Annotated in this window: 14 protein-coding genes and 1 pseudogene; 7 read left to right on the forward strand and 8 right to left on the reverse strand. The window is 70.7% G+C overall.

Annotated elements, in window-relative coordinates:
- Nucleotides 1–18 precede the first annotated feature (18 nt).
- The 3 genes from rhaI to ABZS51_RS09450 all read left to right on the forward strand — a co-directional run bounded on the left by rhaI (nt 19) and on the right by ABZS51_RS09450 (nt 4,739).
- Complete coding sequence (gene rhaI, locus ABZS51_RS09440; protein WP_310712424.1) at nt 19–1,164, forward strand: L-rhamnose isomerase; 1,146 nt, start codon at nt 19–21, stop codon at nt 1,162–1,164.
- Nucleotides 1,164–3,203, forward strand: coding sequence for a bifunctional aldolase/short-chain dehydrogenase (locus ABZS51_RS09445; protein WP_355438100.1), 2,040 nt, complete (start codon nt 1,164–1,166; stop codon nt 3,201–3,203). The genes rhaI and ABZS51_RS09445 overlap by 1 nt, the downstream gene beginning before the upstream one ends.
- A 120-nt stretch (nt 3,204–3,323) precedes the next feature.
- Nucleotides 3,324–4,739 carry an L-fucose/L-arabinose isomerase family protein gene (locus ABZS51_RS09450; RefSeq protein ID WP_355438102.1) on the forward strand — a complete coding sequence of 472 codons (1,416 nt, stop codon included), beginning with the start codon at nt 3,324–3,326 and terminating at the stop codon, nt 4,737–4,739.
- A 127-nt stretch (nt 4,740–4,866) separates the two neighbouring features.
- Here ABZS51_RS09450 and ABZS51_RS09455 read toward each other — a convergent pair whose 3' ends face one another.
- The 7 genes from ABZS51_RS09455 to ABZS51_RS09485 form a co-directional block, all read right to left on the reverse strand.
- A complete protein-coding gene (locus tag ABZS51_RS09455; protein WP_355438104.1) occupies nt 4,867–5,640 on the reverse strand; it encodes a chitosanase in 774 nt (257 codons plus the stop codon).
- 93 nt (nt 5,641–5,733) lie between these two features.
- Complete coding sequence (locus ABZS51_RS09460) at nt 5,734–6,369, reverse strand: FMN reductase (RefSeq protein WP_355438106.1); 636 nt, start codon at nt 6,367–6,369, stop codon at nt 5,734–5,736.
- 31 nt (nt 6,370–6,400) lie between these two features.
- Nucleotides 6,401–7,483 (reverse strand): LLM class flavin-dependent oxidoreductase, encoded by a 1,083-nt coding sequence (locus ABZS51_RS09465; protein ID WP_355438214.1) that lies wholly within the window; start codon nt 7,481–7,483, stop codon nt 6,401–6,403.
- Nucleotides 7,484–7,614: 131 nt separating this feature from the next.
- Nucleotides 7,615–9,561, reverse strand: coding sequence for a hypothetical protein (locus tag ABZS51_RS09470; protein WP_355438108.1), 1,947 nt, complete (start codon nt 9,559–9,561; stop codon nt 7,615–7,617).
- A complete protein-coding gene (locus ABZS51_RS09475; protein ID WP_355438110.1) occupies nt 9,558–10,469 on the reverse strand; it encodes a hypothetical protein in 912 nt (303 codons plus the stop codon). The genes ABZS51_RS09470 and ABZS51_RS09475 overlap by 4 nt, the downstream gene beginning before the upstream one ends.
- 167 nt (nt 10,470–10,636) lie before the next feature.
- Nucleotides 10,637–11,050, reverse strand: a complete 414-nt coding sequence (locus tag ABZS51_RS09480) for a transposase (RefSeq protein ID WP_355438112.1) — start codon at nt 11,048–11,050, stop codon at nt 10,637–10,639.
- Nucleotides 11,051–11,128: 78 nt separating this feature from the next.
- Nucleotides 11,129–11,368: a hypothetical protein gene (locus ABZS51_RS09485; RefSeq protein WP_355438114.1), complete on the reverse strand. Its 240-nt coding sequence runs from the start codon at nt 11,366–11,368 to the stop codon at nt 11,129–11,131.
- 406 nt (nt 11,369–11,774) lie between these two features.
- Here ABZS51_RS09485 and ABZS51_RS09490 point away from each other — a divergent pair, with 406 nt between their 5' ends.
- Nucleotides 11,775–12,107, forward strand: a complete 333-nt coding sequence (locus tag ABZS51_RS09490; protein WP_355438116.1) for a glyoxalase superfamily protein — start codon at nt 11,775–11,777, stop codon at nt 12,105–12,107.
- 168 nt (nt 12,108–12,275) lie between these two features.
- Nucleotides 12,276–13,082, forward strand: a pseudogene (locus ABZS51_RS09495) (IS630 family transposase); the annotation flags it as partial.
- 201 nt (nt 13,083–13,283) lie between these two features.
- On the opposite strand, the gene ABZS51_RS09500 reads toward ABZS51_RS09495, so the two are convergent.
- Complete coding sequence (locus ABZS51_RS09500; protein WP_355438118.1) at nt 13,284–13,949, reverse strand: NAD(P)H-binding protein; 666 nt, start codon at nt 13,947–13,949, stop codon at nt 13,284–13,286.
- 182 nt (nt 13,950–14,131) lie between these two features.
- On the opposite strand from ABZS51_RS09500, the gene ABZS51_RS09505 reads away from it, so the two are divergent.
- Together ABZS51_RS09505 and ABZS51_RS09510 are read left to right on the forward strand one after the other, a co-directional pair.
- A complete protein-coding gene (locus ABZS51_RS09505) occupies nt 14,132–14,839 on the forward strand; it encodes a hypothetical protein (protein WP_355438120.1) in 708 nt (235 codons plus the stop codon).
- A 140-nt stretch (nt 14,840–14,979) separates the two neighbouring features.
- Nucleotides 14,980–16,332, forward strand: coding sequence for a sugar ABC transporter substrate-binding protein (locus tag ABZS51_RS09510; protein ID WP_355438122.1), 1,353 nt, complete (start codon nt 14,980–14,982; stop codon nt 16,330–16,332).
- Nucleotides 16,333–16,343 lie beyond the last annotated feature (11 nt).

Below are 16,343 nucleotides of genomic sequence, written 5' to 3' on the forward strand. Positions count from 1 at the left end.
AATGAATCGGGGAAGGCTTTGATCAAGGAAGAGCTGCGCCGGCAGCGCATCGAGACGCCGTCGTGGGCGTACGGCAACTCCGGCACCAGGTTCAAGGTGTTCGCCCAGCAGGGCGTGCCGCGCGACCCGTACGAGAAGCTGGCGGACGCCGCGCAGGTGCACCGCCACACGGGTGTCGCGCCGACCGTCGCCCTGCACATCCCCTGGGACAAGGTGGACGACTACGCCGACCTGGCCCGGCACGCCTCGGAGCTGGGCGTGACGATCGGCGCCATCAACTCCAACGTGTTCCAGGACGACGACTACAAGCTGGGCAGCGTCACCCACCCGGACCCGGCGGTGCGCAGGAAGGCGCTGGGCCACCTGCTGGAGTGCGTGGACATCATGGACCAGACCGGGTCCGACACGCTCAAGCTGTGGTTCTCCGACGGCACCAACTACCCCGGCCAGGACGACATCCGCTCGCGCCAGGACCGGCTCGCCGAGGCCCTGGCCGCCGTCTACGAGCGGCTCGGGGAGGAGCAGCGGTTCCTGCTGGAGTACAAGCTGTTCGAGCCGGCCTTCTACATGACGGACCTGCCGGACTGGGGCGCCGCCTACGCGCACTGCCTCAAGCTGGGCCCGAAGGCGCAGGTCGTGGTCGACACCGGCCACCACGCGCCGGGCACCAACATCGAGTTCATCGTGGCGTTCCTGCTGCGCGAGGGGAAGCTCGGCGGCTTCGACTTCAACTCCCGCTTCTACGCCGACGACGACCTCATGGTGGGCGCGGCCGACCCGTTCCAGCTGTTCCGCATCATGTGCGAGGTGATCCGCGGCGGCGGGTACACCGACGAGACCGCGTTCATGCTCGACCAGTGCCACAACATCGAGCCCAAGATCCCCGGCCAGATCCGGTCGGTCATGAACGTGCAGGAGGCGACCGCCAAGGCCCTCCTCGTGGACCGTGACGCGCTGGCCGCCGCGCAGCGCGAGGGCGACGTGCTCGGCGCCAACGCCGTGCTCATGGACGCCTACAACACCGACGTCCGCCCCCTGCTCGCCGAGCTGCGCGAGGAGATGGGGCTGGACCCGGACCCGATGGCCGCCTACGCCAGGTCCGGTTACTTCGACAAGATCGCCGCCGAGAGGGTCGGCGGCGCGCAGGCAGGGTGGGGAGCCTGATGCAGGCCGTACAGGAACTGCTCGAAAGAGCGCACGCGCTGGGCGCCGACCCGCGCAACACCAACTACGCCGGGGGCAACGCCTCCGCCAAGGGCAGCGAGACCGACCCGGTGACGGGCGAGCAGGTGGAGCTGATGTGGGTGAAGGGGTCCGGGGGCGACCTCGGCACCCTCACCGCGGCCGGCCTGGCCGTGCTCCGGCTCGACCGGCTCCGCGCGCTGACCCGGGTCTATCCCGGTCCCGAGCGCGAGGACGAGATGGTCGCCGCGTTCGACTACTGCCTGCACGGCAAGGGCGGCGCCGCGCCGTCCATCGACACCGCCATGCATGGCCTGGTCGAGGCCACGCACGTGGACCACCTGCACCCCGACTCCGGCATCGCCATCGCGACCGCCGCCGACGGCCCCGAGCTGACCGGCCGGATCTTCGGCGACCGGGTCGTGTGGGTGCCGTGGCGGCGGCCAGGCTTCCAGCTCGGCCTCGACATCGCCGCCATCAAGGAGGCGAACCCGCAGGCCATCGGCTGCATCCTCGGCGGCCACGGCGTCACCGCCTGGGGCGCCACCAGCGAGGAGTGCCAGGCCAACTCCCTGGAGATCATCCGCACCGCCGAGCGGTACATCGCCGAGCACGGCCGTCCCGACCCGTTCGGCCCGGTCGTGCACGAGCCGCTGGCCGAGGAGGCCCGCCGCCGCCGCGCGGCCGAGCTGTTCCCGGTGGTCCGGGGCCTGGCGAGCACCGACGTGCGGCAGGTCGGCCACTACACCGATTCGCCCGAGGTGCTCGACTTCCTGGCCCGGGCCGAGCACCCCAGGCTCGCCGCGCTCGGCACGTCGTGCCCGGACCACTTCCTGCGCACCAAGGTCGCGCCGCTCGTGCTCGACCTCGCGCCGGACGCCCCGCTGGAGGAGGCCGTGGCCCGCCTGCGCGAGCTGCACGCCTCCTACCGCGAGGAGTACGCCGCCTACTACGCCCGCCACGCCACCCCCGACTCGCCGCCGATGCGCGGCGCGGACCCGGCGATCGTGCTGGTGCCCGGCGTCGGCATGTTCAGCTTCGGCAAGGACAAGCAGACCGCGCGCGTCGCCGGCGAGTTCTACGTCAACGCCATCAACGTGATGCGCGGAGCCGAGGCCCTGTCCCGCTACCAGCCGATCGCGGAGTCGGAGAAGTTCCGCATCGAGTACTGGGAACTGGAGGAGGCCAAGCTGCGGCGCATGCCCGCGCCCAAGCCGCTGGCCGGCCGGGTCGCCCTGGTCACCGGCGGCGGCTCCGGCATCGGCGCCGCCACCGCGCGCCGCCTGGCCGCCGAGGGCGCGTGCGTGGTCGTCGCCGACCGCGACGTGGCGGCCGCCGGCAAGGTGGCCGCCGAGCTCGGCGCCAAGGCGCTGCGCGCCGAGGACGTGGCGATCGCCGCCGAGGCGGACGTCACCTCCGAGGAGCAGGTCGCCGAGGCCGTACGGCAGGCGGTCCTCGCCTTCGGCGGCGTGGATCTGGTCGTCAACAACGCCGGGCTGTCCCTGTCGCGCTCCCTGCTGGAGACCACGCTCGGCGACTGGGACCTCCAGCACGACGTCATGGCCCGCGGCTCGTTCCTCGTCTCCCGCGAGAGCGCCCGCGTGCTCATCGACCAGGGCATGGGCGGCGACATCATCTACATCTCCTCGAAGAACTCCGTCTTCGCGGGGCCCAACAACGTCGCCTACGGCGCCGCCAAGGCCGACCAGGCCCACCAGGTACGGCTGCTGGCCGCCGAGCTCGGCCAGTACGGCGTCCGCGTGAACGGCGTCAACCCCGACGGCGTCGTGCGCGGCTCCGGCATCTTCGCCTCCGGCTGGGGCGCCAACCGGGCGGCCGTGTACGGGGTGGAGGAGGAGCGGCTCGGCGAGTTCTACGCCCAGCGGACGCTGCTCAAGCGCGAGGTGCTGCCCGAGCACGTGGCCGCGGCCGTCTTCGCCCTCACGGGCGGCGACCTGGCGCAGACCACCGGCCTGCACATCCCGGTCGACGCGGGCGTGGCCGCCGCCTTCCTGCGCTAGCCGTCTCCCTCGGCGCACAGCGGTGCCGCCGGCATGTCATCCGTCGCCGGCGGCACCGCCTCCCTCTGTCCCAGAACCCCGCTACCCCCCAAAAACGGCTCTAACACCCCAGGAGGCACGATGCCGCTCGAACGGATAAACGCACCCCGGACCAAGGTCGGGCTCGTCGCCGGCGGGCTCGGCGCGTACTGGCCGCAGTTCCCCGACCTGCTGCCCCAGCTCCAGCGGTCGTCCGCGCGCGTGTCGGAGCGGATGGGGGAGCTCGGCTGCGACGTGGTGGACGTGGGTTTCATCTCCGACGCCCAGGAGGGCGCGGTCGCGGCAGAACGGCTGCGCGAGGCCGGCTGCGACATCATCGTCGGCTTCCTGACCACCTACATGACCGCCACCATGCTGCTGCCCATCGCGCAGCGCAGCGGCGCGCCCGTGCTGCTCATCAACCTGCAGCCGACCGAGTCGATGGACCACGACACCTTCGACACCGGCCAGTGGCTGGCCTACTGCGGCGCCTGCCCGCTGCCGGAGATGGCCAACACCTTCACCCGGGCCGGCATCCCGTTCCGCTCCGTGTCGGGCTACCTGGAGGACCCGCGCGCCTGGGAGCGCATCGAGCGGTGGGTCAAGGCCGCCGGCGTGCGCGCGGCGATGGGCAAGGGCCGCCACGGGCTGATGGGCCACCTGTACCCGGGCATGCTCGACGTCTCCACCGACCTCACGCTCGTCCCCGTCAACTTCGGCGGCCACGTCGAGGTCCTGGAGTTCGACGACCTGCGCGTACGCGTGGAGAAGGTCGGCGACACCGAGGTCAAGGAGCGTATCGAGCTGGCCCGCGAGGTGTTCGAGCTGGCCGACACGGTCGTGCCCGAGGACTTCGAGTGGGCGGCCCGCGTCTCCGTGGGCCTCGACCGGCTGGTGGAGGACTTCGACCTGGACAGCCTCGCCTACTACCACCGCGGGCTGGAAGGCGAGATCCACGAGCGGCTCGGCGCCGGCATGATCCTCGGCGCGTCGCTGCTCACGGCGCGCGGCGTCCCGGCGGCCGGCGAGTACGAGCTGCGCACCTCCCTGGCCATGCTGATCATGGACCGGCTCGGCGCGGGCGGCTCCTTCACCGAGCTGCAGGCGCTGGACTTCCTGCGCGGCCACGTCGAGATGGGCCACGACGGCCCGGCCCACCTGGCCATCAGCGCCCGCCGTCCCCTGCTGCGCGGCCTCGGCGTCTTCCACGGCAAGCGCGGCTGGGGCGTTTCGGTCGAGTTCGACGTGGCGCACGGGCCGGTGACGGCCTTCGGGCTCATCCAGCGGCGCGACGGCAGTTTCGCGTTCGTCGCCTCGGAGGGCGTGACCGTGGACGGCCCGCACCTCAAGATCGGCAACACGACGTCGCGGGTGGACTTCGGCCGCGACCCGGGGGAGTGGACGGACGCGTGGAGCGCCTCCGGCATCTCCCACCACTGGGCCCTCGGCACCGGCCACCGGATCGGCGAGCTGCGGGCGCTGGCGGACCTGATGGACGTGGAGCTGGTGGAGATCTGATCCCCGGCGCGGTCGCATCCTTCGGCAAGCGGCACGGTGGACATCGTCGCCACGCTGGGAGGTCGTACGTGGAGGGTGGTATGAGGCGGCTCCCGGCCGCGCGGAGGGCGCGGCCGGGAGCCGTCGGTCACTTCTTGATCGTGTAGCTGTCGCCGTAGACCTTCCAGGTGAGCGGCGGGTCGAGGTCGAGGTTGCCGTTCTTGAGGAAGACCCGCTGCGCCGTGTCCACGCGGCTGGTGTCCTCGTGCGCCTCCTCCGCCTTCATCGCCGCCTTGCGGGCGTCCAGGAACGCGTTGAGGTACGTCGTCTCGTTGCCGCCCTGGGCCGGGGTCTTGGCCTTGGCCAGGGCCGACTTCCGGATGCCGCCGAAGCTCAGCTTGTCGGCGCCGGGGCCGTGCATGACGATGGCGTCGTAGTAGACGAACTGGCCGAGCGCCCGCAGGCCGTCCTGCTTGGCCTGCTTGACGGCCGGGTCGAAGTAGACGCGGTCGCGCTCGTCGTTCTGCGCCTGCTGGAAGACGGTGTCCTTGGCGGCCGTCTTCCAGTCCTTGGTGAAGTTCGGGTCGAGGCCCTTGTGGGAGTCGCTGCCGTTGACCTTGCGCAGCGCGGGGAGGTACTTGGCGAGCACGTTGCCGGGCTTGCGGTCGGTGTAGACCTCGACGAGCTGGAGCATGTCGCTCGTGCCGGAGCAGAAGCCGATGATGCCGGCGGTGTAGCCGCGCCCGTCGTCGATGTCCTCGATGTAGCCGTACTGGGCCTTCCAGTCGAGCGACGAGTTCTCCGCGCTGGACACCAGCTGCATGGCGATGTCCTTCTTGTGCGGATCGGTCAGGTCGACGGGCGCCTGGAGCGTCAGCGCGAGCACGGGCGCCAGGACGGGGGCGAGGAGGGTGGTTAACACATGCGCTCCTGTGAGCCGGGGTTCGTTAGGAAGCCTTCCTAACGAACCGAACACACCGGAGTCAAGGGCTTCGCCGAATCCTGTGGAGTGCCGTCACGGCCGCAACGCCGCGAGCTGCTGCGCGAACGGGACCACCGCCTCGGCGTCCGCGCTGGTCCGGGCCGTGACCGCGCGGCCCGACACCAGCTCCGCCAGCTCGCCGGCGGCCCGCCCGATCCGCTCACCGAGCCCGTCCGTAAAGGCGTCGCCCCCGCCGCCCCAGTCCTCCGAGGCCGCGTACACGGCCGTCGGCACCACGATCGCGCGCAGGTACGCGAACAGGGGACGCATCGCGTGCTCCAGCGCCAGCGAGTGCCGGGCCGTGCCGCCCGTGGCGGCGATCAGCACCGGCTTGCCCGCCAGCGCGTCCGGCTCGATGACGTCGAAGAACGACTTGAACAGGCCGCTGTAGGAGGCGGTGAAGACGGGCGTGACCGCGACGAGCCCGTCCGCCCGCGTGACCGCCTCGACGGACTCGCGCAGCCGGGCGCCGGGGAAGCCGGTGACGAAGGCGTTGGCGATGTCCACGGCCAGGTCGCGCAGCTCCACCACGCGCACCTCGACAGGGTCCGGCCCGCCCGCTCCGGCGGAGTCCTCCAGGTGGCGGCGGGCCGCCTCCAGCAGGCGGTCGGCCAGCAGGCGGGTGGAGGACGGCTCGCTGAGTCCCGCCGACACGGCGACGAGCTTCATGGTCACACTCCTGTTCGGAAGAGAAGAGAGGTCAGACGGCGGACGGCTGGGCCGCCGTGCGGGAGGCGTGCGTGGGGGCGTCCGGCACGCTGTCCGGACGGTCCTTGGCGAACTCGCGGCGCAGCACCGGCACGACCTCCTCGCCGAGGAGGTCGAGCTGCTCCAGCACGGTCTTCAGCGGCAGCCCGGCGTGGTCCATGAGGAACAGCTGCCGCTGGTAGTCGCCGAAGTACTCGCGGAAGGTCAGCGTCCGGTCGATGACCTGCTGCGGGCTGCCCACCGTGAGCGGCGTCTCGGCCATGAAGTCCTCCAGCGAGGGCCCGTGGCCGTACACCGGGGCGTTGTCGAAGTACGGGCGGAAGTCGCGGACCGCGTCCTGGGAGTTCTTGCGCATGAACACCTGCCCGCCGAGGCCCACGATCGCCTGCTCCGGCGTGCCGTGCCCGTAGTGGGCGTACCGCTGCCGGTAGAGAGTGATCAGCTTGATGAAGTGGTCCTTCGGCCAGAAGATGTTGTTGGCGAAGAACCCGTCGCCGTAGTACGCGGCCTGCTCGGCGATCTCCGGGCTGCGGATGGAGCCGTGCCACACGAACGGCGGCACCCCGTCGAGCGGGCGCGGCGTGGAGGTGAAGCCCTGCAGCGGCGTGCGGAAGCGGCCCTCCCAGTCCACCACGTCCTCCCGCCAGAGCCGGTGCAGCAGCGCGTAGTTCTCGATGGCCAGCGGGATGCCCTGCCGGATGTCCTGGCCGAACCACGGGTAGACCGGGCCGGTGTTGCCACGGCCCAGCATCAGGTCCACCCGGCCGTCGGCGAGGTGCTGGAGCATGGCGTAGTCCTCGGCGATCTTGACCGGGTCGTTGGTGGTGATCAGCGTCGTGGACGTGGACAGGATCAGCCGCTCGGTCCGCGCCGCGATGTAGCCGAGCATCGTGGTCGGCGACGAGGGCACGAACGGCGGGTTGTGGTGCTCGCCGGTGGCGAACACGTCGAGGCCGACCTCCTCGGCCTTCAGGGCGATGGTCACCATCGCCTTGATGCGCTCACTCTCGGTCGGTGTGCGGCCCGTGGTCGGGTCCATGGTCACGTCACCGACGCTGAAGACGCCGAACTGCATCTTAGTCACCACCTATGACTGTTGAAACTTTAACAGCTACCTCAGCGCGACGGCGCCCCGGCTTATTCCACCATGATCGTGGGCCGGGGCGCCGTGGGCGGGTGGGAGAGGAAGCCGCCCGGCGGCCTCTCTCAGGCGCCGCGCTCCTCCTCCTCCTCCTCGTAGTCGCTGAGACAGTCGTAGAGCTCGTCGACCAGGGACGAGCGGTCCGCCCACCACGGAGTCGGATGCTTGGCCGAGCCACCCTCGACCAGCGCGGGATCGACGGCCTCCAGCCAGGGTTCGTGCGCGTCCTCATCGATCGCGTAGAGGTCGATCTCGGCGAGTGAGCTGATCTTGGGGACGGGGACGGTTGCCCGCTGGTGCTGCACCATCCAGGTGTTGCGGAAGAAGTCGAAGCGCAGGTGGTGGCAGTCGCCGGTCTCGGAGAACAGGATCGGCGGGACCAGGAAGTGCTCCGCCCCGACGGTGGCCGCCACGTCGATGTAGTTGCCGGGGACCCCGCCGGCGTTCCAGCAGGCGGCGAAGTTCACCGGGGTGAGCGACTCCTTGCCCAGCACGTGGATCTGGTTGCCGCGGATCACGAACTTCTCCGGGTCGAGGACCACGTCCTCCCCGAGCATCAGGATCGGAGCCGGCATGATGTGCGCCTTGGCGAAGCTCTGCGCGCGCTCGTGGAGGTCGACGATCTCGTCGAGGCGCGTGGGGTCGAACTGGCCTCCGTCGTGGAACGGGCAGCAGACGCCGTCCGTCAGCTCCGGCTCCGGGAAGAGGAGGGACTTGTCGAACGGCGCCACGGCGGGCGCCTCGGGGCCGCCCTTGCCCTTGAGGAAGGCCGGGATCCAGGCGTCGTCCTCGGCCTCGATCACGGCCGACTCGCACAGGTCACGGAAGGACTCGTCGCCGAGCTTGCAGTTGAAGTAGTCGAGCAGCGTGATCGCGGCGCACTCGGCGAGCGACAGCCCGTCGCTCTTTGCGAACCAGAAGTCGTAGCCGTTCGCGATGAAGTGCACGCCGCGGAACTGCTTGTGAAGATACGGCTCGCGCGCGGGGCCGCGGGCGAGGCCGTTCCAGTGGGCGGCGGCGACCCGGTTGTAGGAGGCGTCGGCGTGGCGCGCCAGCTCGGGGGCGAAGACGCTCTCGCCCGTCAGGTAGCAGGCCTTGCTGAACAGCGCGCCGATCTCCGGGTCGTGGGTGACCCCGGGATCCTCGGCGAAGATGAGCTCGGTGCGCAGGAAGACCTTGCGGCCGTCGCGGAAGGGCGCGCCCTCGTGCTCGTACCGCTGGTCGAAGACGACGCAGGTGAAGCTCTCGATGTCCGCGACCGCCGTGCCTCCGGTGAGGTCGAGCGCGGGCTCTCCCGTGCCGCCCGTGAGATAGAGCAGCACCGTGTAACGGGAGACGTGCCCGCGGGCGGCGTCGTAATAGGGCGTGTCGCGGTGGCGGTGGAAGTTGGCGTCGCCCGGCTCGAAACGGTTGCAGCGGAACACCGGGTTGACGTGCGAGAAGCCGTCGAGCAGCGGCGTCGGCATCGCCCTGCGCACCGCCACGGTGAGCGCGTCGGCGAGCAGCGCCGAGTGGAAGATGAAGCGATCGCCGCCGCGGGTGACGGCGTTGAGCGGCGGGACGTAGAGGCCGAGCGTGTCGAGGCCCTCCAGGCGGGCGCGGCCGGCGTCCGGGAGCCGCAGCGACGAGGCGTACGCGTCCTTCGCCAGCTCCACGGGCTCGCTCAGCTCCAGCTCCAGCGGGGTGTCCGCGAACCAGCGGTCGAGCGGCACGATGTTCTCGAAGGTGCGGAACGACAGCTCACGCGGATCGACGAAGACGGCGGCCAGGTGGGGCGCCAGCTCGCTGGGCCGCGCGAACCGCTCGCGCACGCCTTCGTCGACGCGCTCGGCGTCGACGAAGCGCACCGCCTTGAAACGGGCGGTGGGGTGCCAGGAGATCGCGAGCCCGTCCAGCGTCGCGGCGGGCTCCGTGTCCGTCGCGTCGACCTCGGCCAGGTAGCGGGCGACCTCGTCCGCGGGGGCCTGACCGGCCGACAGGACGAAGAAACGGTCGCGGAGTCGGATGCTCACACGCTCCTCCAGAAGCTGCGCAGGGCGGACGGAAGCTGCGGGGCGTTCGCCAGGATCCGGACACCGGTGTCCTCGACGTCGTGGCCGTAGAGGAACAGGCGCTTGAGCGAGCCGGCGAACGGCGCCTCGACCAGGGCCCGCGCCCCGTCGGGGCCGATACGGGCGTAGCGGAGGTCGAGCTCCTCCAGCCGCTCGAAGCCGCCCGCCAGAGCGCGCACGCCCTCGGCGGTGAGCCGGTTGCTCTGAAGGTGCAGGCGCCGGACCTCGCGGAAGGCCGGGGACGCGCACAGGGCCGCCACGCCGGCGTCGCCGACACCGCAGTAGCGCAGGTCGAGCGTTTCGATCCGGCCGTCCGAGGTCGCGGCGGCGAGCGCCTCGGCGCCGGGATCGCCGATGCGGAAGTACGCGAGGTCGAGCTCGGTGAGCCCGCCGAGGTCGAGGTCCGCCAGGGCGCGGGCGTCGTGGGGCGGCGGCGGCAGCGGCATGTCGTTCTCGTCGAAGTCGGGCTCGTCGCTGTAGTAGTCCGCGTCCGCGTCCTCCGCCTCAGCTCCCGGCCTGACGCGCACCCCCGTCACCAGGCGGCCCCGGATGGCCTGTCCGATGAGCGCGGGCGCCTGATCGGACCACTCGACGGCGACCTTCACGGCGAACCCGTGCCGGCGCGTCACGACGGTAACCCCGGGTGGCAGCTCCGCGTCCCACTGCTCCTGGTGCTCCTCCACCAGCAGGTCGATCCGGCGCCTGAGGTCGTCGCGGTCGGCTGGTCGGGCGTGCGCGTGGCGGTGCTCCAGACGGATCAACTCGCCCCGGGCGTCGCCCTGGTCCCGTAACCGGCCGCCGTACGCGCCCCACGTCGCCTCGTCGCCGGGGCGCTCACGGAGCCTTTGTTCCAAGGCCTTCGCTTCCATGCGGGCACCCTAGGGGCAGCCACTGACAATCGGCTCCCGCCGCCGTGAAGGCGCTGGTCAGGCTGCTCCGGTTTCGAGCGCCGTCCGGGCTTCGGCCACTGTCTGGTCCTCCAGCGGTAGGTCGTGATCATGCTGGGGCTGCGGCTTGGCGGTGCAGGTGAGCGGGATCAGCTTGTTCCGGGCGGCCAGGCGGGTGTGTTCGTCGGCGCGGATGGCGGCGAGGAGACCAAGTAGACGGCGACTTGGGGGTTCTCGTCTCTCCCTGCTGTGCCGGTGTACTGGCGCTGGACGCCGACCGTATGGCTGCCCTTCTTCACGGCGCCGGTCTCGTCGACCACGAGTACCGCCTGGTCGTCGTGCAGGTGCTCGACCACGTAGTCGCGCAGGTCGTCGCGGACGGCGTCGGCGTCCCACTTGGCCCGGTTCAGCAGGTGTTGCATGCCGTCCGGGGTGGCCTCCCCGGCCCACTCGGCGATGGTCCAGCAGTTCTTGCGGGGCAGATCCGAGAGCAGGCCGAGTAGCAACCGCCTTATCCGACGGCGGGGTGAGACCCTCGTGAACCGGCCCGCGATCCGGTCCATCAGGGCCTCGAATGCCTCATGCCGGCGGGCAGAGTCTGCGCTGTGTCCTGCGATCACCGCGTGATCGCTGGTCTTCATTCACTGCCGGAGGAGTTCGCAGAAGCGGTCCAGGGCCCGGTCGGTGCGGCGGCGGTCGCTGGTGGTCGTGAGATCGAACAGGAGGCCCCGGATGACGGCCATGACCAGGGTGGGAGTGACGGTGTCGTCAGGGCCGGTGGTGATGCCGCGGAACGTGGCGCCGAGCGTGTTGAACCAGTCCGTGATCGCCTCGGCCTGGTCCGGGTAGTTCTCGGGGTGAGCCAGGCCGTCGGCGTGCACCTCGAAGAACAGTCGGACGAACGGGGCGCGCTCCGGTGCGCTGATCCAGGCCCAGATGCCGCGCAGGTGTTCCTAGGGCATCAACAGGCGCGTTCGGCTCGGACCTGAATGACCGGACGGCCTGGGAACCGGCCTACCAGGCGGGCCTTCGCCAAGCCACCGATGCCGCGGAGCGGCTCCGCCTGGCGTGGAATACCGGATCCGACATGGACTGAGCGCCGCCCGATCCCCAGACTGCTGCCCCTTCTCGTTGACCCCGCCCTCGGCCCCGGTCCTACCGGCAGCTGAGTCGCGACGAGCTACCACCGCCGACAAGCCGTCCGGTCGTAAAGATCACGATCTACCGCTGGAGTACTAGTGCCGCATCAGGCAACGTTCGGCCCGGGCGGTCTGCGACGATGACTCTATGGACGAGGAAGTCATCCCCATTCTTCGCGTCGAGGACGCTGCGGCGGCGGTCGCGTGGTACGAGCGACTGGGCTTCGTCAAGCAGTGGGAACACCGCTTCGAACCGGGACTTCCCGCGTTCGTCGAGGTCGCCCGGGGCGGGGTGCGGTTGTTCTTGTCGGAGCACAAGGGCGACGCTCGTCCCGACACGTTGGTCTACCTCCGCATTCGTGAAGTCGAGGCCATCGCCTCCGAGTTCGGTGTGCAGGCAAAGGCCGCTCCGTGGGCGCGTGAGATTGAGGTGCGCGACCCTGACGGCAATCGACTTCGGATCGGCACGCCGACGGAATGACACTCGCCGGCAGCGCGCGGCAGGGAAGCCGTGCTGGTGGCTGAGCGAGTATGCGTCCGCGAGATCGATGACGACGAGGGGCAGCGCCTGTTGCGGATCATCCGCCGGGGCAGCGGGTCGGTGGTGACGTGGCGGCGGGCGCAGATGGTGCTGTTGTCCGCGCAGGGCATGCCTGTGGCGAAGATCGCCGAGGTGACGTTCACCAGCGCGGACCGGGTCCGGGATGTGCTCCACAACGTCAACGCCGATGGCTTCGGCTCCCTCTACCCGAAGTACAAAGGCGGTCGGCCCAGCACATTCACCCTGCCCGAGCGGCGCGAGATCAAGAGGATCGCCGAGTCCAGGCCGGCCGAGCACGGTCTGCCGTTCTCGACCTGGAGCCTGGCCAAGCTGGCCGACTTCCTGGTCGCCGAGGGGGTGGTCGACGACATCAGCCACGAGGGCCTTCGGGTCCTGCTCCGCGAGGAGGCCGTGTCGTTTCAACGCATGAAGACCTGGAAGACCTCCCGCGATCCCGACTACGCCGCCAAGAAAGCCCGCGTCGAGCACCTCTACGCGATCGCCGACGGCGAGGTCATACCCGACCACGGCGAACCCGAAGTCGTCTTATGCCTGGACGAGTTCGGCCCGCTCAACCTCCAGCCCCACCCCGGCCGACAGTGGGCCGAGCGCGGAGGACGGCACAAGGACCCCGACCGGGAGCCGAGGCCCCGCAGGCGGGCGACCTACACCCGTCCGCACGGGGCCAGGCACCTGTTCGCCGCCTACGACCTCGGCAAAGACAAGCTCTACGGCCACATCAAACCGAAGACGAACCGGACGAGGTTCCTGGAGTTCTGCCGCTACCTGCGCAGCCTCTACCCGCCGAAGATCCACATCGCGATCGTGCTCGACAACTTCTCCCCGCACCTGACCACGAAGAAGGACGGCCGGGTCGGCGACTGGGCCGCGGCCAACAACGTCGAGTTCGCCTACACGCCTACGAACGGCTCGTGGCTGAACCGCATCGAGGCCCAGTTCACCGCCCTGCGCTACTTCACCCTCGACGGCACCGACCACGCCAGCCACATGGAGCAGGGCAGCATGATCGTCGCTACATCATCTGGCGAAACCGTCACGCCGACGATCAACGGCTACGGGCCGTGGTCGACAGGGCGAACGTTGCCTGATGCGGCACTAGGTGCGGGCCGCGGCCAGGGCGTTGATCGCGGCCGGCCCCAGGATGCGCTCGGGGGCCCCGGTCGCGGCCACCGTGATCATGGCCTGGCCGATCCGCTCCGTCGTCGTCACGCTCGCCGGGAACACCCGCCTCAGGATCGGGAAGAGCGGCGCCGTCACCACGTACGCCAGCCGGTACCACCGCGTCCGCGACGTCGCCCCGTGCACTGGCTGGATGTAGCCGGGCCGGAACATGTACGCCTCCAGCGGCAGCTCCAGCAGCGCCTCCTCGGTGGCGCCCTTGACCCGCGCCCACATCGCCCGGCCCCCCGCGTCGGTCCCGGCGCCTGAGACGTACACGAAGGTCGAGCCGGGGTTGAGCCGGGCCAGCGCGGTGCCCGCGGCCAGCGTGTACCCGTACGTGACCCGCCGGTAGTCCTCCTCGCTCATGCCCGCCGAGGAGACGCCGAGACAGAAGAAGCACGCGTCGTGGCCGGCCAGGTCGTCCTCGATCGGGGTGAGGTCGAGCAGGTCGGCGTGCGTCACCTCGCGCAGCTTGGGGTGTGAGCGCCCGGTGGGGGCGCGGCCCACCGTGAGCACGGACTCCACCCGGTCGTCCTCCAGGCACTCCCGCAGCACGCCCTGCCCGACCATGCCGGTCGCGCCGAAGACGATGACTTTCATCCGGGCTCCGTTCCGAGCGGAATGTCACCCGCTCGTACCGATCATCCCAGGCTCGGCGCCGTCCGGCACCCCAACCCCGGGCCGCGACCGGGGGACCCCGGTCCGGTGGCAGGTAAAGACGGCCGGATCCGGCCTGTGCGCGGCCCATCCCCGCGGCGCGCCTCCTCGCTCATCATGGGCCCATGTCACCCGAGGCGATTCACCAGCAGCAGCGGCTCGCCGATCCTCCCGAGACCGCCCTTGAGCCCGTTCCCGAGCCCGACACGGACCCCGCCGCGTCCGCCGCCGACGAGAGCGGCGCCACCCGCCGCCGCGGCGCCCGCGTCCTGGTCGCGGCCCTGGCCGTCGTCGCGCTGGCCGCCGGCGGCGTCGCCGTCTTCCAGTACGCCCGCGCCCACGCCCCCCGCCCCGTGGACGGCGGCACGCCGCCCTGGCCCGTACCCGCCGACCCGCTGCCCGGCATCCGGGCCGCCGGCCTGACCCACGGACCGATGGGCCACGCCGAGCACTACCACGCCCACCTCAGCGTCTTCGTCGACGGCGACGAGGTCGAGGTTCCGGCGGACATCGGCATCGTGGGTGAGGAGATGTCGCCCCTGCACACCCACGACGACCGGGGCGTCATCCACGTCGAGCCGCACACGAAGGGCGAGGTCTTCACCCTCGGCCAGCTCTTCAAGCAGTGGGGCGTCACGCTGTCGGCGAGCCGGCTCGGCTCCCTGAGGACCGACGCCGGCCACACCCTGACCGCCGCGGTGAACGGGGTCCCGGTCACGGGCGACCCCGCCGCCATCGTGGTCAAGGCCCACGAGCAGATCTCGCTCGTGTACGGCAAGCCGGGCCCCTCCTTCAAGGCCCCCTCGACCTTCACCTTCAAGCCGGACGAGTGACCGTCGCGGCCTCCGGGGAGGGCCGGCGCGCCCTTCCCGGAAACGGTCACGTAACGCCATTGCATTATTAATAAAATACCAATAATGTCTCCCACCAAGCCGGAACCCGAGGTCAGGCGTTCCGTTGGAAGGGAGTCAGCATGGGATCGAAGATCTCCCGGGCGGCGAGGATCGCGGCCGCGGCCGCCGCGATCGGCCTCGCCGCGGCGTGCGGCGGAGGCGGCGAGCCGGCCGGCACGCCGGCGGGCGGCGGGGCGAGCGGTGATCCGGCCAAGCCGGTGACGCTCACGTTCTGGTCGTGGGTGCCGGACATCCAGAAGGCGGTCGACCAGTTCAACGCCTCCCACCCCGGCGTCAAGGTCAACCTGGAGACCATCACCCCCGGCCCCGACGGCGGATACGCCAAGATGCTCGCCGCGGTCAAGGCGGGCAACGCCCCCGACGTGGCGCAGGTCGGCTACGACTCGCTGCCCTCGTTCCTCGTCAACGGCGCGCTGCAGGACGTCACCGAGTACGCCGGGGACGACGCGGCGAAGTTCGTCGACTGGCAGTGGCAGACCGGCGTCTTCGGCGGCAAGGTGTACGCGATCCCGCAGGCCAGCGGCCCGATGGGCTTCTACTACCGCAAGGACCTGTTCGACAAGTGGGGCATCGAGGCGCCCAAGACCTGGGACGACTTCGCCGCGGCCGCCGCGACCATCCGCAAGAAGGACAAGGACGCCTACATCTCCACGTTCGCCGCCAACCAGGCGCCGTGGCTGATCTCCCTGGCGCAGCAGGCGGGCCAGCAGTGGTTCGGCACCGAGGGTGACTCCTGGAAGGTCACCATCGACAACCCCGACACCCGCAAGATGGCCGCCTTCTGGCAGAAGCTGCTGGACGACAAGGTGCTCAAGACCGAGGCCGACCTGTCCAACGCCTGGTACAAGGACCTGCAGACCGGCGGCATCGTAGGCTGGATCGGCGGCTCCTGGGGTGACGCGATCATCCGCGGCAACGCCCCCGGCACCTCCGGCAAGTGGGCCGTCGCCCCGATGCCGCAGTGGCCCGGCGCCACGGGGTTCACCTCGGCGAGCTGGGGCGGCGGCTCCTCCTCGGCGATACTCAAGGGCACCAGGAACCCCGCCGCCGCCACCGAGTTCGCGGTCTGGCTCAACAGCGACCCGCAGAGCGTCAACACGCTGCTGTCCGCCGGCTACGGCTGGCCGTCGGTCAAGGACACCAGCAAGGTCACCAACCTGCACAAGGACGACACCGTCTTCCCCTTCTACGGCGGCCAGAACATCTGGGACGTCTTCAAGGAGTCCGACGCGGCCGTGACCACGGACTGGCGCTGGCCGCCGGTGAGCGACGCCCTGTACGCCAGCCTCACCGACAACGCCAAGGCCGCCGTGCAGGGCCAGGGCACCCTCACCGACGCCTTCGCCAAGACCCAGCAGGCGATGGTCGAGCAGCTCAAGGCCAAGGGCCTGAGCGTCGTGACGGGCGGCTGACCGTGGCGGGG

It is taken from the genome of Nonomuraea sp. NPDC005501 (genome assembly GCF_040605905.1).
Classification (GTDB): Bacteria; Actinomycetota; Actinomycetes; order Streptosporangiales; family Streptosporangiaceae; genus Nonomuraea.